The organism is Cupriavidus sp. P-10, from assembly GCF_003402535.2.
GTDB lineage: Bacteria > Pseudomonadota > Gammaproteobacteria > Burkholderiales > Burkholderiaceae > Cupriavidus.
This window is the reverse complement of the sequence record NZ_AP025172.1, coordinates 922,978-949,430: the sequence shown is the minus strand read 5'-3', so window position 1 is coordinate 949,430 and position 26,453 is coordinate 922,978. Positions and strand designations below refer to the sequence as shown.

General features: G+C 58.2%; 31 protein-coding genes and 2 pseudogenes. 17 read left to right on the top strand and 16 right to left on the bottom strand.

Features of this window, described 5'->3' with window-relative positions; genetic code table 11:
• Position 1: 1 nt before the first annotated feature.
• From CTP10_RS34360 to CTP10_RS34310, 12 genes are all read right to left on the bottom strand, one after another.
• Positions 2–760, bottom strand: coding sequence for a PP2C family serine/threonine-protein phosphatase (locus CTP10_RS34360; protein WP_116323189.1), 759 nt, complete (start codon positions 758–760; stop codon positions 2–4).
• A complete protein-coding gene (locus CTP10_RS34355; protein WP_116323202.1) occupies positions 757–1,416 on the bottom strand; it encodes a vWA domain-containing protein in 660 nt (219 codons plus the stop codon). Before CTP10_RS34355 ends, CTP10_RS34360 begins: the two co-directional genes overlap by 4 nt.
• Positions 1,417–1,574: 158 nt before the next feature.
• Positions 1,575–1,787: a hypothetical protein gene (locus CTP10_RS34350; protein ID WP_116323188.1), complete on the bottom strand. Its 213-nt coding sequence runs from the start codon at positions 1,785–1,787 to the stop codon at positions 1,575–1,577.
• A 657-nt stretch (positions 1,788–2,444) separates the two neighbouring features.
• On the bottom strand, positions 2,445–3,212 hold the full coding sequence (locus tag CTP10_RS41425; protein WP_158577748.1) for a competence protein CoiA family protein: 768 nt from the start codon (positions 3,210–3,212) through the stop codon (positions 2,445–2,447).
• 93 nt (positions 3,213–3,305) lie between these two features.
• Positions 3,306–4,478 carry a His-Xaa-Ser system radical SAM maturase HxsC gene (gene hxsC, locus CTP10_RS34345; protein ID WP_116323186.1) on the bottom strand — a complete coding sequence of 391 codons (1,173 nt, stop codon included), beginning with the start codon at positions 4,476–4,478 and terminating at the stop codon, positions 3,306–3,308.
• Positions 4,472–5,935 carry a His-Xaa-Ser system radical SAM maturase HxsB gene (gene hxsB, locus CTP10_RS34340; RefSeq protein WP_116323185.1) on the bottom strand — a complete coding sequence of 488 codons (1,464 nt, stop codon included), beginning with the start codon at positions 5,933–5,935 and terminating at the stop codon, positions 4,472–4,474. Before hxsB ends, hxsC begins: the two co-directional genes overlap by 7 nt.
• Positions 5,932–6,222: a His-Xaa-Ser system protein HxsD gene (gene hxsD, locus CTP10_RS34335; protein ID WP_116323184.1), complete on the bottom strand. Its 291-nt coding sequence runs from the start codon at positions 6,220–6,222 to the stop codon at positions 5,932–5,934. Before hxsD ends, hxsB begins: the two co-directional genes overlap by 4 nt.
• A gap of 56 nt (positions 6,223–6,278) precedes the next feature.
• Positions 6,279–6,575 carry a His-Xaa-Ser repeat protein HxsA2 gene (hxsA2, locus tag CTP10_RS34330; protein WP_199414719.1) on the bottom strand — a complete coding sequence of 99 codons (297 nt, stop codon included), beginning with the start codon at positions 6,573–6,575 and terminating at the stop codon, positions 6,279–6,281.
• 931 nt (positions 6,576–7,506) lie between these two features.
• Positions 7,507–7,770: a chemotaxis protein CheB gene (locus CTP10_RS34325; protein ID WP_199414718.1), complete on the bottom strand. Its 264-nt coding sequence runs from the start codon at positions 7,768–7,770 to the stop codon at positions 7,507–7,509.
• Positions 7,771–8,298: 528 nt separating this feature from the next.
• Positions 8,299–8,601 (bottom strand): hypothetical protein, encoded by a 303-nt coding sequence (locus CTP10_RS34320; RefSeq protein WP_116323182.1) that lies wholly within the window; start codon positions 8,599–8,601, stop codon positions 8,299–8,301.
• A gap of 47 nt (positions 8,602–8,648) precedes the next feature.
• A complete protein-coding gene (locus CTP10_RS34315) occupies positions 8,649–9,113 on the bottom strand; it encodes a hemerythrin domain-containing protein (protein ID WP_116323181.1) in 465 nt (154 codons plus the stop codon).
• A gap of 63 nt (positions 9,114–9,176) precedes the next feature.
• Complete coding sequence (locus tag CTP10_RS34310) at positions 9,177–9,353, bottom strand: hypothetical protein (RefSeq protein WP_233528410.1); 177 nt, start codon at positions 9,351–9,353, stop codon at positions 9,177–9,179.
• Positions 9,354–9,508: 155 nt separating this feature from the next.
• Here CTP10_RS34310 and CTP10_RS34305 point away from each other — a divergent pair, with 155 nt between their 5' ends.
• From CTP10_RS34305 to CTP10_RS34290, 5 genes and pseudogenes are all read left to right on the top strand, one after another.
• Positions 9,509–9,727, top strand: coding sequence for a hypothetical protein (locus CTP10_RS34305; RefSeq protein ID WP_147316313.1), 219 nt, complete (start codon positions 9,509–9,511; stop codon positions 9,725–9,727).
• A gap of 697 nt (positions 9,728–10,424) precedes the next feature.
• Positions 10,425–10,934, top strand: a complete 510-nt coding sequence (locus CTP10_RS34300) for a plasmid pRiA4b ORF-3 family protein (RefSeq protein ID WP_233528415.1) — start codon at positions 10,425–10,427, stop codon at positions 10,932–10,934.
• A pseudogene (locus tag CTP10_RS41420) lies at positions 10,927–11,145 on the top strand (hypothetical protein); the annotation flags it as partial. The gene CTP10_RS34300 and the pseudogene CTP10_RS41420, both read left to right, overlap by 8 nt.
• Positions 11,146–11,359: 214 nt before the next feature.
• Positions 11,360–11,497 carry a hypothetical protein gene (locus CTP10_RS34295; protein WP_199414717.1) on the top strand — a complete coding sequence of 46 codons (138 nt, stop codon included), beginning with the start codon at positions 11,360–11,362 and terminating at the stop codon, positions 11,495–11,497.
• 87 nt (positions 11,498–11,584) lie between these two features.
• Positions 11,585–11,902 (top strand): hypothetical protein, encoded by a 318-nt coding sequence (locus tag CTP10_RS34290; protein WP_116323176.1) that lies wholly within the window; start codon positions 11,585–11,587, stop codon positions 11,900–11,902.
• A 6-nt stretch (positions 11,903–11,908) separates the two neighbouring features.
• Here the strand turns inward: CTP10_RS34290 and CTP10_RS34285 are convergent, their stop codons facing one another.
• Positions 11,909–12,766 carry a transglutaminase-like domain-containing protein gene (locus tag CTP10_RS34285; RefSeq protein ID WP_116323175.1) on the bottom strand — a complete coding sequence of 286 codons (858 nt, stop codon included), beginning with the start codon at positions 12,764–12,766 and terminating at the stop codon, positions 11,909–11,911.
• Between the two features lie 317 nt (positions 12,767–13,083).
• Between CTP10_RS34285 and CTP10_RS34280 the strand changes: the two genes are divergently transcribed.
• The 3 genes from CTP10_RS34280 (at position 13,084) to CTP10_RS34270 (ending at position 14,604) form a co-directional block, all read left to right on the top strand.
• Positions 13,084–13,410 carry a hypothetical protein gene (locus CTP10_RS34280; RefSeq protein ID WP_147316312.1) on the top strand — a complete coding sequence of 109 codons (327 nt, stop codon included), beginning with the start codon at positions 13,084–13,086 and terminating at the stop codon, positions 13,408–13,410.
• 321 nt (positions 13,411–13,731) lie between these two features.
• Positions 13,732–14,250, top strand: coding sequence for a hypothetical protein (locus CTP10_RS34275; protein WP_116323174.1), 519 nt, complete (start codon positions 13,732–13,734; stop codon positions 14,248–14,250).
• 27 nt (positions 14,251–14,277) lie between these two features.
• Positions 14,278–14,604 carry a hypothetical protein gene (locus CTP10_RS34270; protein ID WP_442875247.1) on the top strand — a complete coding sequence of 109 codons (327 nt, stop codon included), beginning with the start codon at positions 14,278–14,280 and terminating at the stop codon, positions 14,602–14,604.
• A gap of 607 nt (positions 14,605–15,211) precedes the next feature.
• Here the strand turns inward: CTP10_RS34270 and CTP10_RS34265 are convergent.
• Positions 15,212–15,459: pseudogene (locus CTP10_RS34265) on the bottom strand (chromate transporter); the annotation flags it as partial.
• Positions 15,460–15,532: 73 nt separating this feature from the next.
• Between CTP10_RS34265 and CTP10_RS34260 the strand changes: the two are divergent.
• The 3 genes from CTP10_RS34260 (at position 15,533) to CTP10_RS34250 (ending at position 17,812) form a co-directional block, all read left to right on the top strand.
• A complete protein-coding gene (locus CTP10_RS34260) occupies positions 15,533–16,141 on the top strand; it encodes a plasmid pRiA4b ORF-3 family protein (protein ID WP_116323173.1) in 609 nt (202 codons plus the stop codon).
• Between the two features lie 36 nt (positions 16,142–16,177).
• A complete protein-coding gene (locus CTP10_RS34255) occupies positions 16,178–17,575 on the top strand; it encodes an ISKra4 family transposase (RefSeq protein ID WP_116323172.1) in 1,398 nt (465 codons plus the stop codon).
• Between the two features lie 81 nt (positions 17,576–17,656).
• Entirely contained in the window at positions 17,657–17,812 is a 156-nt protein-coding gene (locus tag CTP10_RS34250) for a hypothetical protein (protein WP_158577747.1), read from the top strand.
• Between the two features lie 49 nt (positions 17,813–17,861).
• On the opposite strand, the gene CTP10_RS34245 is transcribed toward CTP10_RS34250, so the two are convergent.
• Entirely contained in the window at positions 17,862–18,824 is a 963-nt protein-coding gene (locus tag CTP10_RS34245; RefSeq protein WP_116323171.1) for a tripartite tricarboxylate transporter substrate binding protein, read from the bottom strand.
• A 228-nt stretch (positions 18,825–19,052) separates the two neighbouring features.
• Here CTP10_RS34245 and CTP10_RS34240 point away from each other — a divergent pair, with 228 nt between their 5' ends.
• Complete coding sequence (locus tag CTP10_RS34240; protein ID WP_334223327.1) at positions 19,053–19,796, top strand: FadR/GntR family transcriptional regulator; 744 nt, start codon at positions 19,053–19,055, stop codon at positions 19,794–19,796.
• Positions 19,797–20,087: 291 nt separating this feature from the next.
• On the opposite strand, the gene CTP10_RS34235 is transcribed toward CTP10_RS34240, so the two are convergent.
• Positions 20,088–20,807 (bottom strand): FadR/GntR family transcriptional regulator, encoded by a 720-nt coding sequence (locus CTP10_RS34235; protein WP_116323169.1) that lies wholly within the window; start codon positions 20,805–20,807, stop codon positions 20,088–20,090.
• Between the two features lie 147 nt (positions 20,808–20,954).
• Here CTP10_RS34235 and CTP10_RS34230 point away from each other — a divergent pair, with 147 nt between their 5' ends.
• The 5 genes from CTP10_RS34230 to CTP10_RS34210 all read left to right on the top strand — a co-directional run bounded on the left by CTP10_RS34230 (position 20,955) and on the right by CTP10_RS34210 (position 26,429).
• Positions 20,955–21,836, top strand: coding sequence for a fumarylacetoacetate hydrolase family protein (locus CTP10_RS34230; protein ID WP_116323168.1), 882 nt, complete (start codon positions 20,955–20,957; stop codon positions 21,834–21,836).
• Positions 21,833–22,618: an alpha/beta fold hydrolase gene (locus tag CTP10_RS34225; RefSeq protein ID WP_116323167.1), complete on the top strand. Its 786-nt coding sequence runs from the start codon at positions 21,833–21,835 to the stop codon at positions 22,616–22,618. Before CTP10_RS34230 ends, CTP10_RS34225 begins: the two co-directional genes overlap by 4 nt.
• Positions 22,619–22,651: 33 nt before the next feature.
• On the top strand, positions 22,652–23,986 hold the full coding sequence (locus tag CTP10_RS34220) for a metal-dependent hydrolase family protein (protein WP_116323166.1): 1,335 nt from the start codon (positions 22,652–22,654) through the stop codon (positions 23,984–23,986).
• 584 nt (positions 23,987–24,570) lie between these two features.
• Complete coding sequence (locus CTP10_RS34215) at positions 24,571–25,431, top strand: branched-chain amino acid ABC transporter permease (protein WP_116323165.1); 861 nt, start codon at positions 24,571–24,573, stop codon at positions 25,429–25,431.
• Complete coding sequence (locus CTP10_RS34210) at positions 25,428–26,429, top strand: branched-chain amino acid ABC transporter permease (protein WP_116323164.1); 1,002 nt, start codon at positions 25,428–25,430, stop codon at positions 26,427–26,429. Before CTP10_RS34215 ends, CTP10_RS34210 begins: the two co-directional genes overlap by 4 nt.
• The last annotated feature ends 24 nt before the right edge of the window (positions 26,430–26,453 follow it).

The following is a 26,453-nucleotide window of genomic DNA, read 5'->3' as shown; positions in this document are numbered from 1 at the left end:
GTCAGTTCTGTACGGCTAGCGCCAGAGTTTTGTCGTCGTCGGTTCTTTCGTTGACTGCTGAGCTGCTCAAAAACTTCACCAGTGCAGCATCCAGCTGGTCTTGCTGCTCTGCCTTCGCGTGCTCCATTACCTTGAAGAAGTGGGTAAAGAACGGTTCGTGCGGGGTGTTGTCGGTCATATTCAGAGCCAGGCGCTGTATGCCATCCGTGAAGACGGCGACCTTCCGGGCGGGGCCCAAGTACCCCCGGGTTTGCAGAATGGACACGGCATCCTCGTCGGTAACGAAATGCGTCATGTTGGCGTATTCGCCAGACATAGGGACGATGGCTACCTCCAGACCAGCGCCTGTGTCAAGCACAATGCCGCCGTCACCAATCTGCATGGCCAGGGTCACGCCGGCCAAGGAGACGACGCCCAAAAAGGTACAGGCAAAGTCCCGGGCTTTCAGGCCGTCCGTATCAGCTCTGGCATAGAGCGTTTCCCGTATCCGGGTCACGCAGCTGACCGCGAAGGCATCGGTCAGCGCAAACTCAGCTTGCTGAACCTGCTCTACGATGAAAGCAGCCGCTGTCTGGATGGCCAGTTCCGCGCCTTCGCCTCCGCACTGGGCACTGCCGGCCCCGTCCGACACAAATACGGCTAAGACGGGCACGCCAGCTGACGTGGTTAGCACGTCCGTCCAGCAGCTGTCTTCACAAGGTCGGCTGGTTTCCTGGTGCGAGGTGCCGACTTCCGATGCACCGATAGCGAGCCAGCTCACACGGAGGCCCAGCCCTTGGGCGATTCGAGGGCAACGTCGGTGCCCGGAGTGGACCGGGATACTGACTGCAGCGAGCTCGAGAGCCAGCTAAAGAGTTCCCGGAATCGCAGGCCTTCAAGAGACAGCGGCTCGCGCACGCTGATTTGCTTGAGCACTTCCAGGTTGGCGCCCTTGACGCCAATGGCAAAGAACGCAAACTGTTTGCTAGATTCGCCTTCCTTCACTGCAGCAGCGGCGCTCTGCCAGTGGTCCGTCGGGCCACCGTCGGTAATGAGGAAGACCCAGGGGCGGTAGTAGGAGATGCCGTTGTTTCGATATTCCTGCTTGCGTTCCTGGACGAGTTGCAGGGCTTGCATAATCGCCCCTCCCATCGGGGTATCACCCTGCGCAACGAGCGTCGGAGGGTAGAACTGGGACGCCCCGGTGAATGGCATCTCAATCTTGGTGGGGCCAAACGTGACGATGGCCACTTCCACGCGCTTCATGGCTAGAGAGTCAGCCGCAAGCTCGTCATGAAAGGTTGCCAGCCCCGCATTGAGCTCCTCAATGGGTTGGCCACCCATCGAGCCCGAGACGTCCAGTAGCAGAACGCAGGGGCAACGGGGCTCCGGGTTGGAGGCAAAGTCATTTGTCTCAAATGATATTTGTTCGCTCACGTCGACTCCCTCGTTCGCAGTTATCTGTAGATTTAAATGTACTGTTGCTGGCGACATCGCCGACGTCAGCCAGTGTTGCCATTGGATTTCCTCGACTTGTCAGCTTACGCTGCAGCCGCCGGCATTCACCCGCGTCAACGAATGAGAACTAAGGTGCCCTACCGCTTCCCCCCGAATAGACTCTTTAGCAAGTGCCAGATGCTAAACGTGGTCCTCGAATAGACGCGGTTGTATGCTGCCCGCTTGGGATTCGTCAGCCATCCCCATCCGCGTGGAAGTTTGAAACCAAGACTATGGCGTACGAACCGAGCGGGGGACGTCCTAGCGGCAATCGTCTTCTTAAGCGATGGCTTTCGCATGCCAATTTTCATTAGTACTCCCTTAGCTGGCAGTGCAGCCAGTACGACTGTACCTCATTCCACGCATTGGAGGGGAGCTCAAGAGACCGCTGACATAGGTCAGCTCATGTCGCAGCGTGGAGCTCAATCATCCGCCAGTTGAACCCCCGCCCCAACGGCCATGTCGACACATTGTCCTGTCATTTAATTAGATAACCACGCCCCCGGGTCTCTATTGTGGTGGAAGAATAGAAGGATCAGTACGTACTTGTACAGCGCCAACCCATCGGTCATAAGTCTCATCAACCGTTGGTAGGGTACGGTATGCTGGGTCTACCAAGCTACGATGAAGACTCCAAGAGTATGTCTCGGGATGCACGGTGGTCAGTAGCTCGCCACCGCTACGGGTCCCGGCCGAAGACATCGGAGGCATCCGCCAGCGGCCTAACCCCATGCGCTCGGATTCGCTCCTGCGCACGCCGAGCACAGACTGATGCATCCAGGTGTGACGCGAGCTTCCGTACGCCGGGGGGCGACCGCCGAAAAATGAAATCAATCTTATTTTCGGTGAAGTCGCCGTGGGCAAGGTAGGCCTTCAGCATCTCTTCAAGGGCGCACTCAGCGGGGTGGCTTTGACTTTGGTGCAATATGCGACGGTTCGCGAACCCAAGCGCTGCGGGCATGGCGCAGCTATAAGCGCCCGCGAGACCTGCCGCGGGACAAGGGCATCGAGAAACTCGGAGCCTGACGGGTGGTTTGTCTTTCGTAGTCGGCAATGAGTCTGCCAAGGTCATTCACTAGCGCCTGGAAGTCCCTCGCCATCTCTGTGGCCCCATCGCGATGGATTGCCACGAAGTCTGCTCGCGAGAACGGGGCGACATAAGCATTCCCGCTGGACCCTTTAGCGAGAATCCACCAAAGAGACGGTCCATCCCCGAAGTCGAAGAACACCGGCGCCTTGGTCTCTCCCCATTCCCGTAGCAAAGCGCATTCATCTGGATAGACTCTGCGTATCGGGAAGCCTGAACGGAGTGATACGCCGGCCTGCAAGGCTGCAAGGAACTGCGCGCGATCTCTCTTCCTCCTCGTCCCATCCACTACCCAAGCGAGGTGTTGGTAGAAGGCATTGCGCGATCGACGCTCTTCGGGCTGAAGGAAGGAGTATTGGAACTCAATCACCCAGCCTTGATCGGTCCTGACGTCTGCGATGTGCTTCTCGCCATTCTCAGCTTTGTGAACGACCTCTTGCCAGCCGGTAGGAAACTCACTCTTCCACGCCCGGTGCCATTCCGTCTCGTTTTCCCACCATGGGTCGCAAGCTCTACCTCCTTGGTGAGCCCAGTGCCAGACCTTGATTTCCCCGCACTTCGCTACCACCGGTCGGGCACATGACGGGCAGGTGCCCGATAGTCCAGGCTGGGCCTCTTGGCGCTCTCCATTCACGACAGCAAATTTCATGTCCACGCCTAACGTTTCGTGATGGCCTCCGGCGTCGAAGGCAGAGGGCACCCATCTGCCTTCCATGCTCGCTGTGCCGCATTTCATCCTACGCTACGTGAATGCGCGAATCGACCTGCTGTAGCCATGCTGAATGCCAGAAGAGAAGAATCCACCGCACTCGCTCTGTCGCGTACAGGATCCGCATTCGGACGCGTATTCGTTCTTCCAATCAGAGATGGACTTGACATAAGCGGGCTCGACGTCAGGATTCACCAAGCACAACTGATGGTTATAGACTGATGTCCGAAGCCCATAGCTTCTCAGAATCCGGACAGCCTTACTGAGCTCGGCTTTGTAGTCGGCAGGGTCGATCCATAGCGCGTCCAGGTTCGCGCGGGTGAAACCGGTCATCTCCAGTCCCATTAGGGCGACGTGGTCTACAAACAGAAGGTTCCGTGCAATGAATTCAGCGAGTGCTGGCAGTCCTTCATAGGTTTGCTTGTGCACGACGACACGAATCTCGACTTTCTGATTAAGGCGCTTGAGGTTCAGAATGCCTCGAATCGTCTCATCAAAGGCACCTTCGGCCTGGACGACATAGTCGTGTCGTGCCGGGTCCGCCGAGTACACCGGGATGCCTATCATGACATCCGGGTGCTGGACTGCTGCATACTGTTCGGCGAACGCAACGTCAGAGAATGTGCGGCCGTTGGAGAGAATGTGCAGAGACGTACGTGGCAACCAGTTCTTGATCTGGTGAAGCAAATCTAAAAACCCTTTGCCGAACAGTGTTGGCTCTCCGCCGGTAATGCCCAATGAACGGGTGTTCCGCGGAATTAAACGCACGGTCTCCATTGCTTCGTCCAACAGCCAGCTGTCATTGACTTTCTTTGGCGGTTGGGAGCACATCAAGCAATAGTTGTTGCACTGCTCGGTAAGGAGGATGCTGTTGTGCTCAGACGTCGCCCTGAAGAGGGCCCTGATCCTACCGTCATCGGTCAAGCTGACCACGTCGCCATCTGCGAGGTAAGAGAACTCGTCGCCTAACAGAGTACAAGGCACATCATCGGCCAAGCTTAGAGGACGGCTGTTGAACGCGAAGTAGTGCGTGAAGCCACCGGGTACCGGTTCTGCGGAACGCGCCAAGTAAGCTCGTGACTCCCTCAATGGGAGCGGAAGATTACGATTCGTACTGAGGCAGAACTGTCGTCGAGGTGCTGGCACGTGTTGCCGATCGACCTTGTCCTCAGTGATACGTATTACTCGACCTGAAAGTGTTAGCATCGGTTGACCCACCGCATGAAAATTTCCTTCGCTTCGTCGTCCTTGCGCATCTTCTCCAAGAGGTACTTGGTAATCCCCATGACGCGCTTGCAGAAGTCCGATTCAGGCTTGCGTCCAAGGACGTCCCCATACATTCCATGGTGAAACACCGGATCGGCGCCACACCAAGGCTCGAACGCGCAATCACTGCACATTGGGGCGGAGGAAGTAAATGAATCCTCAAGGGCAGTCAGAAGTGCATCAGAGGTGAAAATTTCCTCATAGCTGTTCTGATGGACATTTCCAAGACGGAATGTCGTATCTCCCATCTCACGAAGCATGCGGCTCTCGTCCGACGCGTAGACATCACCGTCGTAGTTGAATACCACGGCTGCTATGCCTGCGCCGGCCGGGTTCATCAGATCCACAAAGCCGGGGTCCTCGGCCGACATCATCTTGGTCAGCAAGAGAGTGGAATAATACTCAGTAAAATGTGTTCCAGCCTTGTTGAGTTCAAGGATGTACTCCATCCCCTCCTTGTAGAATTCGAGCCACCGGTCGGTGTTGTAAGCCTGAAAGCTCTTCGTCTTCAGGGCGAAACCGTAAGGGGAAAGATGGCGTAGGAAGATTCCGTCGAAGCCATGCTTCAGATATTCGTCGATGATGTCACGAACCCGGGTGAGGCTTGCCGGAGAGGTGGTCATCAGCGCTGACACGGAATCGTAGCCTACGATGTCGCGTGCTCGCTTGAGGCCAGAGACAAATCGTTCGTGACTATCCCGGCCGGGGCGCGGACGATTCTTATTATGCAGGTCGGGAGGGCCGTCCAGGGAGGATGACAGAAAAATCTTGTGGTCCCGACAGAACTCCAGGATTTCGTCGGTGGCTAGTGACAAGGTCGTTGTAATAACAAACTGCAGATCCCGACCCTCGATCTTGTTTCGTTGTTCCGCCTTTTGAACTACGTAGCGAATCAATTCGAAGTTTAGAAGTGGTTCACCACCTTGGAACTCAATCTTGATGGCCGGGTTCGGAGAACGAAACACAAGGTCGAGAGCCTTGTCCGCCGTCTCGGGAGTCATGTCAAAGGCCGCTTTGTTCTCCGATTGTCGAGAGACCTGACAATACTGACAGCTATGGTCGCAGCGAAGCGACGCGACGAATATATGTAGGTTTGTGAAATTTCGGAGCTTGCTAAACTTGGTTCTTGTCTTTAGCGCGAGTAGGTCCAGGCTAGCTTCGTCACCGTCCTCGCGGAGGAAATGCCGCGACCTCAACATGATGTAGTCAGGGTCGGTAGGGCTCAAACGATGCGCTACAAGCTCCTGGAGCTGTCGGCGGGAGAGGAAAGCAAACTCACCAACGGCATTGGTAGCAACGACGCTTTGGTCATCCAGAGTTTCGAACCGGAACGGCAGCAGCTGATATTTACCAGAATTTTTGTTCTGATAACTCTCGAGGCTACGGAACTTGCTCATTGTTGTAGCCCCGTACGAGAGAACGCGTAGGCGAGAATCAGGTTTCTAGCTGGCTCTGTTTCTCGTTTGATCTGCAAACGGAGTTGCTGATCGAGCAGTTCACGTTTGAAGTTGGCGAGAACATCTTCCTGCGGCATCTGGATGCCCTTGACCAAATCCACCTCGCAAACCACGGTGCCTTGGCCTTGAGAAATTAGCACAGTGAGGCGATCAATGAACCTGTAGGCAGCCTTTTGTACAGCTTCGAGGCTGTACACCGTGGCATCCAATTCCAAGTGTGTTGTCATGGGCGACCTCAAAGAAAGCCGACTCCTCACGGAGTCAGCTTCAAGCCGTTTCTGATTTAGTAACGGCTGGAGTAGTGCGACGAGTGTGAACGGTGCGACGAATGCGAAGAGTGTGATTGGTGATACGCCATAAGCGACCCTTGATCATCGGATGCCCGCTTCAAGACGAAATTGAAAGCGTCTCCAGCGGAATCTGTGACTGCGATGACCTCAGGAGTTTTGGAGCCAATCACAGCGGTCGATGAGGCGTCAATAGGATGTGTCGGCACCTGATTTGGTAACTGCGCAGCATTGCTGCTCTGAGCCGCGAATCCTGCGGCGACAGCAGCAAATGCCTTCAAAAAGCCTTTCATAAGCCTCTCCAATTATTTATTGATTTAACGACCCAACGGGAACCGTCAGATAGCTGGAGGCACCCAAATTATGTTCACTATAAGGGCCGTGGCTCAACACCAAGCAAGACGCACCGGAAAATGTAAGCCCCCGTTACGCCTTGTAAGTAAGTGTAACACCAAGGGCCGGCTTTTTGCGCCAGCCATGAGGGGGAGGTGGCATTATGGGATTGCGCGCACATTTTTGCCCGGCTTGCGACATTAGAAGTGAGTTAATGAGCCCATTCGCGGCAAGAGAAACCGGATAAATGGTAATACAAATGCGTCTTGTTACGAATGTTTCACCTGGTGAGGGTTGAGCGGAGGTGGGTGGCCCGGCTGGAAGCGGGGCGGGCGGCAACTGGCGGAACAGCGCATCCAATTCTTGACCGAGCTCGGGCGTGCCCGCGAGCAGGTGCCCCTCGCGCAGGCCTACCTCACGCAGGTAGTACTTTTTCGCTCCGGTGCGGGTATCCGGGCTGTGAACGGTTACGGTAGCGCGCGACAGCTGACCGCTGGCGCTGGCGCTGGCGCTGGCAGTCGATTAGGCATTCAATGGATGTGTGCCGATTTGGATGCCAACGCTTTGGTGGTGTTGTTGGCAAATGGGACGATGATTCGCCACGATAGTGTCATGCCTCTCTTTTAATGGGAAGGGCGGCCCGCACGGCGGCCCAGCGCCGCACGAACAGGAGGCGCCAGGCGAAAAGCAGGACGACGGATGGGCTGGATGAGCTCCCCCGGTTGGTGAATGCGGCACAGACGAGCAAATATTACGTACGAGTAATCCGATAGCGGTGCCACACCAGTGCGCCGTCTGTACGCTCTCCTGCTACCGGAGACCGCGCCAAACCGGGGGCTGACTAAGCGGCAAGGCGGTGGCCCCCTTCTCCGGCATATCCGCTCAACGCGATCAGCAGGGTATCGGCAAAGCCGGGCATCGCGCGCAGTTGGCTTGCAGCACCGGCATGGACACGCGCTTAGCCAGGATTTCCGGAAGCAGGCTGGGCCGAGAGGGATCCAGATGCTGGACGACCAAGAATGCCATACCGCTGACCGCGGGAATTTCCGCGAGCAGTTCCAATATCGCCTCAAGTCCGCCTGCCGAGGCGCCGATGCCAACTAGCGGAAAAACCTCCGAGGTCGATTCGTCGGCCGCAGTGGCAGTATGCGTCACGTTCTCTCCAAGGATAAGTAGATGGCCTTTCCGGATCACTCTCACGATATGCGCGGTGAACGCCCGTGCAATCGTTTTGGCTCATAAGAGGCCCTTTGCACCATTTTAGCTTGCCAAATTGGGACGATTGGAACCGATTCGAGGCCAGGCCTGTCACCCCGGCGACCGGTGCCTTGCTTTCCCAGCAGGGATGGGGGCGCATCTGCTAACGGCCGGAAACGACTCTGGCGCGGGATGCCTCAGTTCAACTGCTGAAAACTGATCGCCATCAACGCCCGCACGTTTGTCTACTCGGACGGCCAAACCAGTACATGTGCGCGGTCGAAATTTGGCCGTACTGAGACGCCGCCGCTGCGCGGCGCGTGGCAGCGAAGAGGATTGAGGTAGGCGCGCGATCGGGTGCGTGCCGACGGGAGTCATTGACAAGGCGCGATGGTTCCTGCCGTTTGACTCGCTCAAGATGTTGTATCGGAGTGCGGAGCTTAATGGAGTCTCTGCAGTCGCAGAGTCATGACCATGTGCAGTGCGTTATCTGTCGTGGGACTCGCTGACACCGTGTTCGTGTTGATGCCGCGTTACGGACGAGTGAGGGCCCGGCGCATCCTCTCCAAGTATCACGTCTACGGCCGCCCGTCCCGCCAACTCCGCCACGAGGTGGGCCCAACGCCGGGAGTATGGGCCGCCAAAAACCTTTATACGCTTGCCTATGGCGGCGATACCAGGTGCGGGTGTGGGGCCTTTAACCTGGAACCAAACGTCGAACATGTCCTTGGATGAAGTCTTGAGATCGACATGGATATCGAACCCCCGATACTCTGTCACGCGCTCCATACGTCCCCCTTGAAGTACGGCAAGTCGCGCCGGACCACCAGTCTCGCTCACGCTGGCTCGCCAAGTAGCCCCGATTTCCGTGCTTCGAGTTGCGACGCCACTTCGCCAAGGTCGATCCGCGCCTTGATCACCGCGGGAAAGAGTTCGCTTTCCTCTTCCTCGACATGGTGGCCGACGTACTCAGTCAGGACCTTGTAGTTCGCATCGAGCGTGTCCGGATCCCCCGCTTCGATCTTGCCGATCAGCGCCTTCGCCACGCCGTGCTCGACCTTGGCTTCATCGAGCATGTCGTCAAGCTTTTGTGAGACGTCGCGCAGGGCAGGGTAGAAGATTTCCTCCTCGATCTGCGCATGGACTGACAGCTTCTGGCATGTCTCCGTTGCGATCGCGTGCTTTTCTGCGGAGGCTTTCGCGACTTCGAACTGCTTGAACAGTTTCTTCACGGCTCGATGGTCATCCATCAGGAGGCCGAGCGCTGTACGTTGCTCAACGGGTATTTTTGACTTGTCCATGAGGATCTCCGTAGGGAAAGTTGGGCCTTATTGGTGGGGACATTGCGCGTAATTCAAGCGCACTCAACGGCGCTTGCGCCTTTTTGCCGGCTTCGTGACTGTCAGCCCGTCGGACCAAGCCGCCATCATCTGCCTCGCGCCTTCCGTCATCACAGTGGCGGCCGCACGCTTGCCTTCGGCCGTCATTCGACCGCGCGTCGCTCCGGCGATGCGGTTGGCATTACTGAGCCACATGCTCATGAATGGGTTTTTCTTGTTCCAGCGATTTATCATGCTTTTGGAGGTGCCATTGCAATGAAGCAATGAACCGCCGCGCCACTGATAGTGGTGGCGGCGATTGAAGTCACAGTTTGAAGTCAGTAGAAGCCATTAACGCCAAGACATCACGGGCGTCCTTGTCCGCCCTGTTGACCTTGCTGGCTGCCCCCTTGTTGGCCACCCTTTTGGCTGTCTTGATCGCCGTGCTGTTGGCCACCCTGGCCACCCTGTTGTTCGCGTTGGCCACCGCGCTGATCCTGATCGCCAGACTGCCCGCCTTGCCGACTACCCTGATCACCCTGTTGCCCCCCCTGCTGGCCGCCCTGTTGAGGCTGTTGCTGCTGGCCCTGTCCTGATTGCGGTTGCTGTGCCATGTTCGCTCCTATCGCGGCTGAATTGCCGCCTCACCACAGCGCAAGCGTCGTACCAGGGCAACCACTGGGACCTCATACGGGGGCGCAAAGACAATGGTTATCGCGGCTGTGAGACACTACCAGGGCGGAAGCGGGCGATTTTGGTTCAGACAGGCGAAGGGGCGACAACAGCGGCCATACATCTCCGACCGCACTCGGTGCTAGCGTCCCCGGTACGCCGCTTTCTACAAAGACCGCCCAAGTTACCGAGACCTTCATGCCCGTTTGAGGTGGCGGGCGAGGGCCTGACGCGCTGCTCGCCATCGTGCAGGGTTTCTGGCATGCGGTTAAACTGAAAAATACCGTCAGGTACCGTGCTTCGCATTGAAGAGAGGTTGACGGCAAGCCGAACGTGATCGCAGTGGGCCGTCAATCATCCCGAACGTCTCCCGGACCCAACGACGTATCGAATCAGGGGAATGCCCAATCAACGGGCTTGCTTTCCATCCGCTCGATTCATCGCCAGGGCCAGTTGTGGTGAACGCTTGCGCTGCTGCCCGTTAACGGTCGCTGGAGCGCCACGCTATTTCGCTTGAAAGCCAGAGCAGGAGCCCTGCCGCCGAGGTGAGAACACGCTCCTCGGAATGCAGGGGCACTTCCACGCCGAACAGCCCCAGGACCCACGCTCCCATTGGCGGCAGTGAGACCAGGCCGGCGACACTGTATCAATCCTCGTGCAATCGCTTCTGTCATCGAAAGCCGCGAAGGCGCTCTGCAATTTTCCACGGCGGCAACCGCGCTAAAGCTGAGCGCATTCGCTCTGCGCGAGCACGAGGCCTTCTTCTACGTGTACGACTTCAATGCATGGTGGCGGCACGATATCCGCGTCGAGCAGCGCGTGCTGACGCAGCATATCGAACTGTTGCCACGTCGCATGGCTGGATGCGGGGCTTGTCGGCCGGAAGATATCGGCGGGGTGGAAAGATTGCTGGAGGAACCTTGGAGGTTAGAGAAAATAGGAGCGAATCGGTTGTACCAGATTCCATTTGCGATCGCGATGCTGTACCTGAGATGGAGGAAGGCCCTCCAAAGCAGGCGTGCAGGCGCAGGCTTCAAACAGCCGCAAGCTGCTTCAGTCGGAAACGCTGCGGTGGTGAACGTTACGGTAAAAGGCGTGGTCGAACACGTCATGTATGGAGTAGATAGATGAACGAGAGTTGAGCAGGACGAAGGGGGTGACGCCCGCCACCGTCACTGAGATCGCCCAGCTCGAGCTCACAGCTTTTGATGCCGGATCACTGGGCTTGCATCTGGCGGAAGCGAAAGCGCTGCTGAGCAGGCTGCAGCGCACGATGGTTTCGGCACAGGTTGCCGAGGCGGTTGCACGGGGCAGCGTTTGTCCCACGTGTGGTGCGCAGGTTTGGCGCGGTCTCGAACAAGGCTGCGTATCGCTTGCGTCCGCGCTGGGGCGCGAGGGCCGCGGGGCGGAAGGGTCCAGTCGCGATGCCAGGGACAGGGACCCTCACGCCCTGGAGACATATGAAGTTATGGGCTGGACGAAATAATTCCCTTTGCCGAAGACTAAGCGCGTATGCTGGGGTTGCCAACCGGCAAGCAATGCAGCAGGAGATTCTCATGGCAAAAAGCAAACTACGCGGCAACCGTGAAGCGAAAAAGCCAAAGCAACCCAAGAAACCTTCAGTACCGGCAACCCCGTTCAGCACGGTTCAGTCGCGGGTTCTGAACGATGGTCTCGCCAAGAGGAAGTCGTAAGCTGGGCAAGTGCCCGGCAAGGCGCGATATCACCGCAGGGCGATACCTCTTCATTCAACGAATGCCGACCGATGAGGGAGGCGCACCATGATCCATCCTGACCCAGGACCTACATTCCGAGGCCTGCCACTTACCGCCGAACAAGACTCGGAGGTTCGCCACTATCAGAACAAAAAAACGAGGCTTGGCAAGCCATGGGATACCCCGGAACTACGCGGGATGCTCGAAGACATGTTGGTGCCGCCGAAGACCGAGGATGGTGGTCGGGAAGATGTTCTTCTGGGGCCATCGGCCGCCGCGGAACGTGCGGCATCGTTCGTCGACGAGGCCATGGAACCGATTGCGGCATACGAGGATTGGAAAGCCGCCATGGAAATCGAGGGGATGAAAGGCGAAGCGCGCTAATGCCGGTTACCAGGTGGAGATGGCGCTTGTCGTTGCGAGCGGCAGGCCAATCCCGGCGGCCGGGTCGGCCATTGGCTGGATTTCGATGAAGGGTCGCTTCGACTCGACCTTGCCGAATATGGCGGCAAACGGAATGTCGGCGGCATCCCGGCCGGTGCCGATGCGCAGCAGGCCAGTCGGAATGGACACCCCTGAGGGATCGAGCAGGTACCAGCCGCCCGACAGGAACACCTCGACCACCGCGTGAAAGTCCGGCGCGCCCAATGCGGGATCCGCGCCATAATCCACGCTGCTGGACATACGGGCGGGAATGCTCAAGGCGCGGCAGATCGCGATCATCAGGTGGGAAAAATCCCGGCATACGCCGGTGCGCTCGACGATCGTATCGATCGCCGAGGTGCGCTCATTGGTTGATCGCGAAAGAAAGCGCACATGGTTGCGTACCCACTCTCGAATCGCATACACGCGCGAATAGCCGGGGCGCATGCCGCCAAACTCACGCATGGCGAACTCCATCATGCGGTCGGATTCGCAATACCGGCTCGGCGCCAGGTACGAAAGTACATCGAAGGGGAGTTCGGCGACCGGTACTTCCGTTAGTGACATGCCATCGTCCAGACGATGATCGATGTCCACCACAGCTTCATAGCGGATGGCCAGCGGGCCCTTGTTCGCACGTATCCTGAGCAGGCGGTTGCATAGCGGGTCCGTGTAGCGAGCGGCGTCAACCGGTGGCGTGAGCGCCAGACGCTCGGAGACAACGGACTGTCTTGCGGTCTTCGCAGCTTCGACAATCAACAGAAAGTCTGCTGTGGGATCCAGGATCTCATAGGACAGGTACACCGAGTACCGAAGGCGGTTCATTGCTGACCCTGTGTCGACATGGAGGCGGAGACGGTGTCGGCCGCGTGAACGGCTCTGGCCATCCAATTCAGTGTAGCGCCAGAAGCGGGCGACCGGTCTGCGCTAGCAGGGCACCGCAGGTGCGCGGCGGAGCGCTTGCCTGGCCAATTTGTAAGGGGGGTAGGACGGTGTGCGTCGCCCTCCTATACTGGTAGTTGCAGCGTTTCGGAAGCCAGGTGCTTCTGGTTCGCCTATCACTCGTTTCCGGGCCTTCCCCCTCGATGACGTCTTAGGACTGGTGACTCCTGAAGTCACTCATGGGGATTCCTGGAAAATTCATGCAAGATGCCACGCGGCGACCGCCGTTCGCCCAGTCCCCCAGTAGTCAAGTAAGTCAGTCTTTCGCCGGGATCGATGCAACCGATGTCTGGCAAAGGAGACTCTTCTCCGAAAGACCAATCGCGAAGCTGGCCTCAGCCTTTGTTGCTGCTCTTCAGCCTTTCAGGCTGGCGGAGCCGTGCTCTCATCGTGATGACGATGCTGAAACGATTTCCAGCAATGCAATACGGGTGGAAATGATTACCCGCGGGCAATGGAAGATCGGTGCCCACAACGGTGACAGTGATTCAACATTGCCGTCACTATGCCAGCCTGGCAAGCGATGAAGGGAGATATCGTGCCGAGAGAATCTGCAGAGACCATTTACCGGGCCATACATGTCGCGCGCCTTCTACGCGACCGCCAGGTCGGCAGGCCGCCGAAGGGAAGCACCCAGCGATTCGGAGTCATGCGATTGGCAGCGCCCAGATGGCGTCAGTCAATCACGCTGCTGATTGACTGGGATCGTGCTGTCAACGAAGGCTGGCCAGATCTGCGGTCACCGTCCTGCACCCGAACCAGGGCCATCAGGAGCATCGGTCGCAGTCACCAAGCAAGCAGCCGCCGGCTCGCCGGAAATGGACACTGAGATTGCGTGAGGTACCTTCATGCGTACGCTGCTGTATTTCAATCTGAGAGACAAGGCCACCGCGCAACTGGCACAAGCGCGATTGGGAGATTTGGCCGGCACCCCGACACTCGTCGCAGGGCCGTGGTTTGTCCAGCGCGACAATCAGCCCGTCGATGGATTGCCGACGATCGACGTCGGTCAGACTACCTACCGCGAAGAGGCGGCGATCACAGGAATTTTCATCGGCGCGATCGTCGGCGCGCTTGTCATCTTCAGATATGGCGTTTCCGCCGGCGCCGGTGCCACTGCCGTTGCGTATGTTGGTGCTGTCATACTTGGCGCGATGATCGGATGGTGGGTCTGCGGATTGGTTGGTGGCAAGATCGGTCGCCTTGCACTGTGGCGGCAGAATGCGCAAATGGCACCGGGCCAATTGCTGATGATCGCCAGTTGCGATACGCGATCAAAGGAAGCCCTGAAGCAGCTCATCAACGAACTGGGCGGCGTCGGGGTCGACGAACATAGTGATCTGATGCCGAATTTCAGATGGCTATGACCGCCGCCTCGGATCGGCCGTGTCGATGTGCACCTGCTGCTCTGGACTCACATCAACTTCGATTCCTACTGGGTCGAGCACTACGTTGAAAAACTCACTCCTCGAGGGTTGATGGCTATGGATCGCGTGACGGAGTATCGTGGGTTCGATGTCCATGTCGATCTCAATATGGCATCCAGGGACATGTTCGACGTCTGGTTCCAGGTTGAGGGGCCCATGAGTCCGTCAGGCGTCGCAGCGATTGGTAAGCGAATCAAAGTCTTTGGGGGGCCGTACTCCAGACGTTGGGCTTACCTCGTGGCGGAGCTGGCAGGGCGGGCCGCAGTGGACGTTATTCTTGGACCGGATGAATGAACGGAAGCCGAGAGCGGAGGTCAGATATGCCAAACCGCGTCACGATCGATGCATGCGATGTGCCGATTCAAGCTTAGCAACACTTCTCCACCCCAATCATTCCGGCTTTGAGCAGTAGTACGCGATTCGATCGTTTGTTATCGCAGCGGGGGCGTCCTGATCCATCCACCCTTGAGGGGACTTGCAATGGATTGGATTATTCACTTTGAAACGAGAATTCCATGATCATTTTTGTGCTCACCCTCCTTGTAGTGTTGATTGCGCTGTATGCTTACATCATTGCAGTGGGGATCCGACAAAGGCCGGCGCCATACAAGACGAAGTACTCCCTTCGGTACTGGTGGAAGCGCCTAGCCTACGTCACCGAGTAATTGAGCACGAAGCGCACGGGTTTTAGAAGTCATGCGGTTATACACATCCCTGCCAGCCAAAATCGACCGGGGCGCCCGGGAAACGTGTTTACTTTCAATGACTTGAAGCAGCATTTGTAGACTTCCGGAGTCTCGCGTCTACTCTCGCATTTTGGGTGACGCTTTGACGACTGAATCGACACACTGGGCAGCGACTGAATTCGCGACGCTCAAGGTGTCTCCAGATTCCAGTTGATTCAGTGGTACAGCATCGGATAAACGGCGAGGCCGATCAGCGCCGCGCCGGTGATGATGACTGGCGCAGGCAATTTCTTGAATTCAGCAGTAGCGCGATCGTGCCCAGCGCCAGCAAGATGGTTGGAACGTCGACAATGGAGCGCTTGGCCAGCACGAAGACCGCACCGGTGATGGCGCCAATCGCAGCTGCCGTGACGCCATCTACAAAGGCCAGAATGCCTGGCAGCTTTCCGTGCTTCTTGAAGTAGGAGACCGCGCCAAATCGGGGGCAAACGATGGGGTTTCTGCTAAGAGGCCAATGAGCCACCTAAAATGCGCCCATGGCTTCCGATCCTGGACCGGCGATCTCCGTCCTTCAACTTCGAATTGCTCTGCGCGGCCTGAGCCCGCCGGTCTGGCGACGCGTCCTCGTTCCCGAGCACTTGACGCTCGGGCGATTGCACAATGTCATCCAGGTCGTCATGGGCTGGGCCGACGAACATCTGCACACGTTCAGTATTCGTGGCAGGCGTTACGGCGAAGCTCATGAGGGCGTCTTGCAGTTCTGCACAGTCGCCAGCGATCTACCGCTGACCGCGTTTCATCTCCGAGAACACGAAGGCTTCGTCTATGTGTATGACTTCAACGCGTGGTGGCGCCACGAGATACGCATGGAGCGGCGTATGCTGCGGCAACAGCCTGGCCAGTTGCCCCGTTGCGTGGCGGGTTGCGGGCCATGCCCGCCCGAGGACATTGGCGGAATCGAGAGGTATCTGGAGGCCAGGGCCGAACACAATGAATATGAGTTCGTCGATTGGATCGAGTCACTGCGCGAAGGGCCAATCGTGCTGGAAGACCTGCGCGACGAGGTCGATGGGTGGCTGATTTGGCTGGATCGTCGCTTTGATCGTCGGATCGTCAATGATCGGCTGCGAGAGCTCGAGGGGTAGACTGGTCGCCGCAGCTTCCAAGGAAGGAGGGCGGCCATGCGTATCAGCTTGCAACTTGTAGTGCAGGACGATGGAGGGGCGCCAGCCACCGTCACCGAGATTGCCCAGTTCGCGAGAGACGGCCTTGATGTGGGCTCACTGGGCCTGCATCTGGAGGAGGCGAAATCATTGCTGGGTCGGCTGCAGCGCACGATGGTCACGGCACAGGTTGCCGAGGCAGTTGCCCGGACCAGCGTTTGTCCCACGTGCGGGGCGCAGCTGGCGTGCAAGGGCCACCATCACTTGGTTTTCCGTAGCGCGTTCGGACGGCTGTCGATTGACAGTCCGAGGCTGTACCCCTGCCGGCAGTGCCAGGGCGACGCACCTAGCTTCAATCCGGTCGCGAACTGCTTGCCTGAGCGGGTCAGTCCAGAACTGCAGTATCTCGAGGTGAAGTTTGCAGCGTTGATGTCGTATGGTCTGACCGTCAACGTCCTGCAGGAAGTATTGCCGCTCGATCATGTACTGGCAGCCAGCTCGATCCGGCGCCAGGTCACCAAGGTCGGTCGCCGACTGGAAGCGGAGCAGGCAACCGACGTGCGGCAGCAGGCGGAGGTGGAGGCGAGCGTCCGCTCGCCCGAGATCCCCGAGCCCAGTCCGGTCCGCGCGGTTGGCATTGACGGCGGCTTCCTTCGGCGGGCCGGACACCGGCGCCGCCAGGACGGCTGGTTTGAAGTGATTGTCGGGAAGTCCCTGCGAGATCAGGATGGCGGGCATAGTTTTGCCTACGTGCATAAACTGGAGCGCCGACCTGCCGATCGTATGTGGAATTTCCTTCTTCGTGAGGGTGTGCAACCCTGTCAGCCGGTGACCTTTCTGTCGGACGGCGGGGATACCGTACGGTTTGCCCAACTCGGCTTTGGTGACCGCGGTGAGTACGTTCTCGATTGGTTCCACATCGCCATGCGGGTACAGAACCTCGAACAGATGATCAAGAGCCGGCCGGCCCACTGCGACGGCCCGACCAACGCGGCATTGATCAAGGATCTGCATGGCGCCAAGTGGCACCTGTGGCACGGCTGCCCCTATCCGGCGTTGCGCCGACTGGAAAGCCTGGGCTGGGATCTGGACGCTGAGGCCAGCCCCGAAGAAGCCAAACTCCTCGGCAAGCTCGAGGAGTTCATTGTCTACCTCGACAACAATCGGCACTTCATCGTGAACTACGGTGACCGCTATCGGCATGGGGAGCCCATTGCCTCAGGTTTTGTCGAGTCAGCAGTCAACCAGGTGGTCAGCAAGCGGTTCGTCAAACGGCAGCAGATGGCCTGGCGGCCTCGGCACGCGCACAACCTGCTGCAAATCCGGACGGCCGTGCTCAACACCCAGCTCCGGTCTTACGTTGAACGATGGTATCCGTCCATTGCCCTAGAAGAAGGCCACCGCCTTGCCGCTTAGTCAGCCCCCGGTTTGGCGCGGTCTCCAGATTGCCGACAAAGCGCTCATGCCCAGGCGCTGCAGGAGCAGCTGGGGGCTGCGTTGGCCCAAGCCAGCAGCCTGTCGACACAGGTGCGCGATCTAGAGCTGGCCTTGGCGCAGTCACAGGCCAGATACGAGGCGCAGCAGGGCATCGTGGCCGAGTTGCGCACCTATCTCGTGGCCAGCGAGCGGCCGGCAGCCGGGCAGGCGCGCTGACGAGCCGATGACGAGCGCGCCTGCCTGGACTCCGCTCCAATTGGCCCGGTTACTCGAGTCGCCCTATCTTTTGCACTGCCTCAGTCATTGCCTTTGCGTCCTGCTGCCAGTAAGTAGCAAAGGCCGGTGCATCAAGATAGTCTATCGGGCTGCCCGCTCGAAGGACGGTTTGTTGGAGGCTGGCATCGGAGGTTGCTCTTCGCAGTGCGTCTCTTAACTGACGAAGCGTGGCTTCTGAAGTGCCAGACGGAGCAAACACTCCTGACCACTGGACGTACTGGACCTTCCAGCCCTTCTGTTGCAGGCTTGGCAGTTCCGGCAACGCGCTTGGCGGCTTGTCGCCCCAGTGAGCCAACGCACGCAATTTGCCAGCTTTAATGTACTGCAGCACCGAAGCAGGACCAGTAGCAACTGCATCGACTTGTTTGCCCAGCAAAGCCGTGACGGCCGGTCCTGCCCCGGTGAAAGGTATGTGGGTCATCTGAAACCCTGCAGCAGCCTTGAACATCTCCATCGGAACGTGCATCGTGCCGTAGTTTCCGGAACTGCCGTAGTTGAAGGCGCTTGGCTTACGTTTAGCGTCGGCCACGAAGTCTTCGACGGTGCGCCAAGGGGAGTCAGCTCTCACCACCAAGACAGGCGGGTCTGCCGTGATTCGTGCAAGGGGGCGGAGTTGAGGAAGCTGGTAAAGCGCCTTGCGACCGAGTACTTTGTCGGCTTCCGGCAGAATCGAAATCGAACTCAAGCTTAGGAGTAGCGTATAGCCATCCGCTGGTGCGCGCGCCACGTGCCCGATGCCCACCGCACCGCCGGCTCCAGCCTTGTTTTCAATCACCACAGGCTGTTTCAGTTCACGACTTAGCGCAGCAGCCAGGGGGCGTGCTACGTTGTCGGCCACGCCGCCGGGCGCGAAGGGAACCACCATCATAATGGGCTTTTCAGGGTACTCAGCGTGCGCCAAGTTCGCACAGGCAACAATGGCCAATGCGACGATAGATTTCGTCCCGCGCATGTATGTCCTCCTAGACTTCGTGTAATCGAGTTGCCTGTGTCTGCGCACAGGCACTGGAATCCGGTTCTCTATGCCATGCGCCTAAAGCGGCACGTCGAGTCGGGCGGCATAGGGCTCTCGAGTCCAAGAATGCTAAAGTCCAAGATGTACCAATGGGAAGGACCAATGGTGTACCAATCGCTCTCAAATTGGTGGGATTTTCCCTAAGGCAGGCGAAAATGGTCTCGCATGAGTGGTACCATTTGCCTTTGGACCTACACATGCGCCACTATGCGGTCTCACATCAGTCAACAGGAAACCGGAAGCGCTGCATGTCGGCTTCGTGAAGCGCTCCTCGCGCAGCTCCATGGAGGACTCCTTCGGCCAGGTGACCGCCTGCCCACTGAGCGCGCTCTTAGTGACCAATTTGCTATCGCACGGACCACTGTGCGCCGCGTTTTAAGTGAACTGAAAAGTCTTTCGATCATCACGCAGACGGTTGGCAGGGGCACCTACGTCGCTGAGGGCGCGACTGTTGCGCTATCTGCCTTGGCAGTGGAGAAGCCGGCCGCGCTTACTACTCCAAAGGAGCTCATGGAGGCGAGATTGACGTTCGAGCCAGCTGCTATAGCTATGGTTGTGCGTCGCGCTACCCCGACTGACCTGCAGCGCATAGAACATTGCTGCCTGAAGGCTGAAGAGGCCTCTACATTGGAAGAGTTTGAGCATTGGGACGCGCGATTCCACGAGGTCATTGCGGATGCAGCCCACAACAACTTGGTTTCGAGTGTGTTTCGCCTCATGAATCTTGTGCGGACCCAACCCGTCTGGAGCGCAGTAAAGCAGAGGACCGTTACGCCTGAGCGTCGAGCTGAATATCAACTCGAACATCGGCTAATCGTCGCTGCCCTGAAATCGCGAGACCTGGCACGCGCCCTAGCGACGACGCGTGGACACCTTCTTCACGTACGCCGCAACCTGCTGGGATACTGAGAGAGTGGTTGAGTGTTGAGAATTGGGCGAACTCTCACACAGCTCGGGGGTTCCGACGCGCGTGCGTTAGCGGTTGAGAGGGCAGGACTGTGCGGGAAGGGAGAGCAAGGCTGCACCCGCCGCGGCTTATTGCCGCGTGAATTTTCGGCAACGCTCTTCATGACGCCGGGGAAGAAGGGGTGGCCGTTCGCACAGCGGGCTACGCAGCTGTGACACCGCCAAATCAAAAATGGCTCGTCGCCTAACGGGAAGTATCAGTACTGGCGAGCGAGCCGCGACGACTCCCTCTGGTCAAATCGAAAACAGATTGTGCTGAATCTGACGTAGGTGCCCCGTCAATGCATCACTCGCGGTGTGCGCGTCCCGGTCGCGCAGGGCCTCGACGATAGCCCGATGTTGCTGCTCATATTCTTTGCGACGCTCGGGTGTCAGGGAGCGCTGCTTGAGGCGCCCCCATTCACCTTGTTCTCGCACGCGATTCGTAAGCTCAAGAATCTTGAGGAAGAACGAGTTGTGAGTAGCGAGAGCGAACGCCCGATGCAGTTCGCCATCCCAGTGCTCAAATTCTTCAATGGTCTCTGCTGCCTCCGACCGGTCGAGGCACTCGACCATCTTGGCAAAGTCAGCACTGGTTGCATTACGGGCAATAAGCTTCGGCATGAGCGGTTCGATAAGCAGCCGCGCTTCCATCAGTTCCGCTGGGCTGGTTTGGCTTGCCGATAGCTCTTCGTCCTCCCCCGGTCGAACCGACGTTGGCAGTGACTGAGCGGCGCCAGGCCGCACAAAGGTACCACTTCCAACCGATTGGGTGATTAGCCCGCGGTCTTTCAGGTCCTGAAGCACGCGCCTGACGGCGCCTCGTGAGGTACCAAACTGCTCGCTCAGGTGTCTTTCAGCCGGCAACTTCATGCCGTCGCCCATCCGGCCGGAGGCTATTTCACCTGCCAAATATGCAGCAAGCGCCTTAGCACCTGCTGCGCGAACCGAACCCTTGGCTTCGACTTCGTTCATCGCTTTCCCCGCATTTCCAGTGCTTGAATCGTAACGCAACAGTACCAATTGGTCAAGCTCAGCGAATATTTCGCTTGCACTGCGCCCACTTTGGTTCTACAGTTGACTCCGTGCAAACCAATTGGGCAACAAAAGGAGACCACCCAGATGAAACTTGCAAACTTGGAGCTGGCGGGCGAGAAGTTCGTGGCCATCGTGGACACGGAGAAGGCGCAGTACTGGCCTGTGCAGTCGTTGATTCCCGAATTCCGGGGCGACATGGTCCAATTGGTTAGCGAGTTTAACCAATTCAAGGGCGACCTGCGTCCGAGCGAGCCCGGAATGCCGCTGGCCGACGCCAAAGTGCTGGCTCCCATCGACAACCCGCGCCGCAACGTCTTCTGCGTCGGCAAGAACTATCACGAGCATGCCGCCGAGTTCCAGAACTCGGGCTTCGATAGCAGCGCCAAGAATGGCGAACACGCACCCGAGGCGCCGGTGTACTTCACCAAGCCGGCGTCGACCATCATCGGTCCGGGCGCGACTATTCCCCGCCATGAGAGCGTGACCAGCCAGCTCGACTACGAAGCGGAACTGGGTGTGGTGATTGGCAAGGCAGGTCGCAACATCAGCAAGGCCGATGCCATGAGCCATGTGTTCGGCTACACGGTCATCAATGACTTCACCGCGCGGGACCTGCAGCAGCTGCACCGGCAATGGTTCCTGGGTAAGTCGCTGGACGGCTTCTGCCCGATGGGCCCGTATCTGGTCACGGCGGACGAAGTTGACGGACAAAACATCGATGTCAAGTGCTGGGTCAACGGCGAACTGCGTCAGAACTCGAACACGTCGAAGCTGATTTTCGACATTCCGACGCTCATCGAGACCCTCTCTGCTGGCATCGAGTTGCAACCGGGTGACGTCATTGCGACGGGCACACCCGCAGGTGTTGGGATTGGCTTCACGCCGCCCAAGTTCCTTCAAAAGGGCGATGTGATTCGCATCGAAATTGAAAACGTTGGTGTACTTGAGAATGAGGTGGGTGAATGACGACGACTCTGGTCAAAAATGTGGTTGTGGAAGTTGAAGGCGAAGGCCAGCCGGTAGTGTGTATCCATGGCCTGGCAGGCTCCTCGAACAACTGGACGCCGGTGCAGCCGGCCTTCGAGGGCATGAAGGTCATTCGACTCGACTTGCCGGGCAGCTCGCGCTCCGAGCTTGCCGCCGAGCCGCTGTCCATCGACCTGTACGTTGACACGATTGCCGCGGTGCTGGCGGAGCTGGAAGTTGCCGATGCGCACATCGTTGCGCACTCGATGGGCACCATCGTCGCGCAGCACCTGGCGGTCCGTCATCCGGAACTGGTGAAGAGCCTGGCGCTGTTTGGTCCGCTGATTGAGCCGCCCGAGGCTGGGCGCGCTGGCATGAAGGCGCGTGCGGCACTGTGCCGTGAAAAGGGCATCGTCGGGGTTCAGGAAGTTGCCGATGCCATCGTGAAGGGCGCGACCAGCGCTGAAACGAAGGCCCAGCGCCCGGTGACGCTGACCCTGGTGCGCGAGAGCGTCATGCGTCAGACGCCGGAAGGCTATGCGCAGAGCTGCGAGGCTCTCGCCGGCGCGAAAGCAGCCGAGGTCGAGAAAATCGCCGTTCCGACCCTACTGGTGACCGGCAGCGAAGACGGTGTTGGCCAGCCTGCCGCCGTGAAGGCGATGGGCGAGCGCATCCAGGGCAGCAAGGTGACCGTGCTTGACGGCTGCGGCCACTGGACTACCTTCGAAAAGCCGGCCGAATGTGTGGCCGAACTGGCGGCGTTCTATCGCGCAGCCAAGTAACCAAGTAATCCGCCAACAATGAGTGGAGGAGACATGACCAAAATCGTATTCACCAATGTCAATATCTTCGACGGTAGCGGAGCCGACCCCTTCATGGGTCAGGTTCTCGTCGAAGGCAACCGGATTACCTGCGTTGCGAAGGCCGGCGAAACGGTAGTCGCCCCTGGTGCGCAGGTAGTCGACGGCGGTGGCAAATTCCTGATGCCGGGCATGACGGAAGCGCACACGCACTTCTCGTGGAACGACCAGCCCACACTGAGCGCCATCCAGTTCATGCCGCCTGAAGAACACATTCTGTGGTGCGTGCATGTTGCGAAGCGCTATCTCGAGATGGGCTGGACCTCGGCGATTGGGGCCGCCACCGCGAAGCCGCGACTGGACGTGGTGATGCGCAACGTCATCAATGCCGGTGAATTCCCCGGCCCGCGATACCTTGCCGGTAGCCAGGAGATTACCGTCCAGGGCGGTCTCGGTGACAACACGTTGCCGCACCTGCCGTTTCCCGAGCTGAGCTTTGGTGCCGTCGTATGTGGCCCGGAAGAGATGCGTCGTACGGCTCGCATGTTTATTAAGTATGGCGTTGACCATCTGAAGATAAACCTGTCGGGCGAATACATCGCCGGCATCCCGGCCGAAGCCTCGCCGTTCTCGGAAGAAGAGATTGCGATGCTGACTGCCGAAGCAAAGCGGGCTGGCAAGCGCGTCGCGGCCCACGCGCGCTCTGCCGAGTCGGTGAAGCAGTGTGTCCGACACGGCATCGAGCTGGTCTATCACGCGAGCTTCGCTGACGAAGAAGCGCTCGACATGCTGGAAGAGAACAAGGACAAGCACTTCGTCGCGCCGGGCATCGGTTGGCTGGTCAGTACGTTGTATCAGGCCGAACCGTGGGGCATCACGACGGAGGCCGCCACGAAGATGGGCTATGCGCGTGAGCTCGAAATCGCGGCCGACACCCTGCAGAAGATGCACAAGCGTGGCATCCGGATTCTGCCAGGCGGCGACTATGGCTTCGCGTGGATGAAGCACGGGTCCAATGCCCGCGACTTCGAGCACTTCGAAAAGTACATCGGCATGACGCCGAAGGAAATCCTGGTGGCCGCCACCAAGCTCGGCGGTGAGATCATGATGCAGCCCGACAGCATCGGCCAAATCGCATCTGGCTTCTATGCCGATATGGTGCTGGTCGATGGCAACCCGCTGGAAAACCTGAAGGTGCTGCAAGACCCGGCGAAGATTCTGATGGTGATGAAGGATGGTGCCGTGGTCAAGCAACGCGCCCAGGCGGAGTCGTCAGCAGACCTGTCCATCCTGGCTGCCCAGTCGATGGAGGAGGCGGGTGCTGGAGTGCAACGAGCGGCAATTCATTGAGGCTTTGCGCTGCACCATGGTCACGAAGGGAAGAAAGTCGTGCCTAGGAGCGCTGGCCGACGACTACTTCAACTAGCAAGTCCGTAGAGAGGAACCCGCTTAGCGCGGGTCTCCTCTGACCTCAAGCCACACTCGCCGGAGAAGAAGCGTGCTTCGACACACGAAAGATGTGTCGGGCTTGCATGCGCGCGTAGCTCGCATGTTAGAGGCGCATTTATCGAATTCCCTCACCCTACCGCAGGGAACTAAAAAACCAATCGAAAATAAGTCGAAAACCCGACAGGAATTTTCCGATGCAAAGGCCTTCGCCATTTCGCCGAAAATGCACACACTATTTTCGACAATAATAATCCATTGAATTTGGAGGAGATTAGTTCGCATGAAATTCGCTATCAGGAGTACGGTAATCATCCTCGGGAAACTCGTGCTTTAAGGAACGGTTATCTCCGGCGCCACGTCAACCAATAGGCGCAAGCGTCAGTTGACAAATCACTTCTGGAATAGGCAAAAGCGTAATCGCTTTTTCCGGCCGCGGACCCCACCAGGTAATGTCAAGGTCGGGCCGGTAGAAAACGAGGTGGAATATGAGAATGCTATTCAGTGTCACCATGAACGCCATCACGGTGGCCTCGCTTTACTTTCTGGTGGCGAGCGGATTTTCGCTAATTTTCGGCCTACTGAGGTCGGTCAATATGGCGCACGGCGCGCTCTACTTGCTAGGAGCTTACTCGGGATACGAAATCGCATCGAAAACGGGCTCTTGGATGCTCGGTCTCGTCGGTGCGTCCCTTCTGGTTGCGCTAGTTGGCGTCATCCTCCACCAAGGACTTGTAAAGCGGCTGGAAGGCGATGAACTGCGTCAGGCCTTGGTGACCATCGGATTTTCTATAGCACTGGGCGATATCCTGCTGATGCGATATGGCGGTGCAACTGTGCAGTACGAGCCGCCAGAAGCGATATTCGGTGCCACGCCGTTCCCAGTGATTGGCGCCTATCCAACCATAAGACTTGTCGTAATCGGTGTGGCTGTTGTAGTGGGCATCGCGCTGTGGCTGCTTATCCAACGCACGCGCTTGGGTATGGCGATTCGTGCGGGCGTCGATGATGCTCCGATGCTTAGCGCCATGGGCTTTAACGTATCCAGGTACGTGGTTGTCGTGTTCGCGCTGGGTGCTGGGCTAGCCGGTCTGGCGGGCGTCATCGGTGGCAGCGCGCTGTCGGTCGCACCGGGCGAGGATTCACGCTTTTTGTTGTCATCGCTCGTGGTGGTCATCGTCGGCGGTATGGGTAGTCTTCCCGGCGCAGCATTGGGTGCGGCGTTGATTGGATTCACAGAGCAGTTCGGAATGGCATTCTTTCCCAACTACGCAATCCTGCTCACCTTTGTGCTGATGGTCATCGTACTGACAATCCGGCCCCAGGGCTTGATGGGGAGGGCAGCATGAAACGGTCTCTATATATTGCGGCGGCGGTTACTGCGATTAGCTTCCCTCTTTGGGGTAACGACTTCTGGGTGGCGACGGTCGCCTGCCGAATTCTCGTCCTTGGCGTCATGGCCCTCAGCCTGACCTTCCTAGCATCACTTGTGGGCCTTGTGTCGTTCGCCCAAATGGGTGTCGCGGGGGTGGCCGGCTACGCGGTGGCATTGCTTTCCGCCAATACGTCGGGCGTCGGAACCGAGGTCAGTTGGCCAGTTGCGGTGCTGACAGCGGTCACACTTGCAACCTTGGCAGGATTGGTGGTTGGCGCGATTTCCATCAAGTCGTCCGAGATTTACTTGCTGATGATTACGCTCGCTATCTCGGTCTGCATGTTCTATTTCGCTTCCCAGAACACGGCAGTCTTCAATGGGTACGATGGAATCAACGGCGTTCGGGCACCGGTGGTCGCGGAGGTCAATCTACGCGCACCTTTGCCTTTCTACTACCTGTGCTTGGTTACTGCGACTGCACTAGCTGCAATGGTGGCATGGTTGGAAAAGACGCCAGCGGGGTCACTACTGCATGCGTATCGGAACTCACCGCTGCGCCTCAACGCGCTTGGCTTCAATGTGGTCGCGATTCGACTGCTCGCGTTCACCATCTCTGGCTTCATAGCTGGTGTCGGAGGCGTACTTAACACCTGGTACAACGGTCAGATTTCGCCGTCGGCAGTCGATGTCCACGCAGCGGTGCTGCTGCTGATTGTCGCCGTGATTGGCGGTATGAAGCGACCCGCGGGTGCATTCCTGGGCGCACTCGTGTACGTGCTGCTCGAGAACTTCGCCAGCGAGTTCGTTAGCCGCGAACACTTCAACGTCGTCATCGGCACGGCCTTTATGGCGATAGTTCTAGTGTCTCGCGATGGCCTGCTAGGCATCGTCGAAAGCTCGGTCGGTGCACTCAGAAAGACCTTTTATCGGCGTAGCCAAGCTGCCGCTTCGGTTTCAAAGAGGCAAGCGTAGCCTCAAGAAGTACCTGCAAATCCA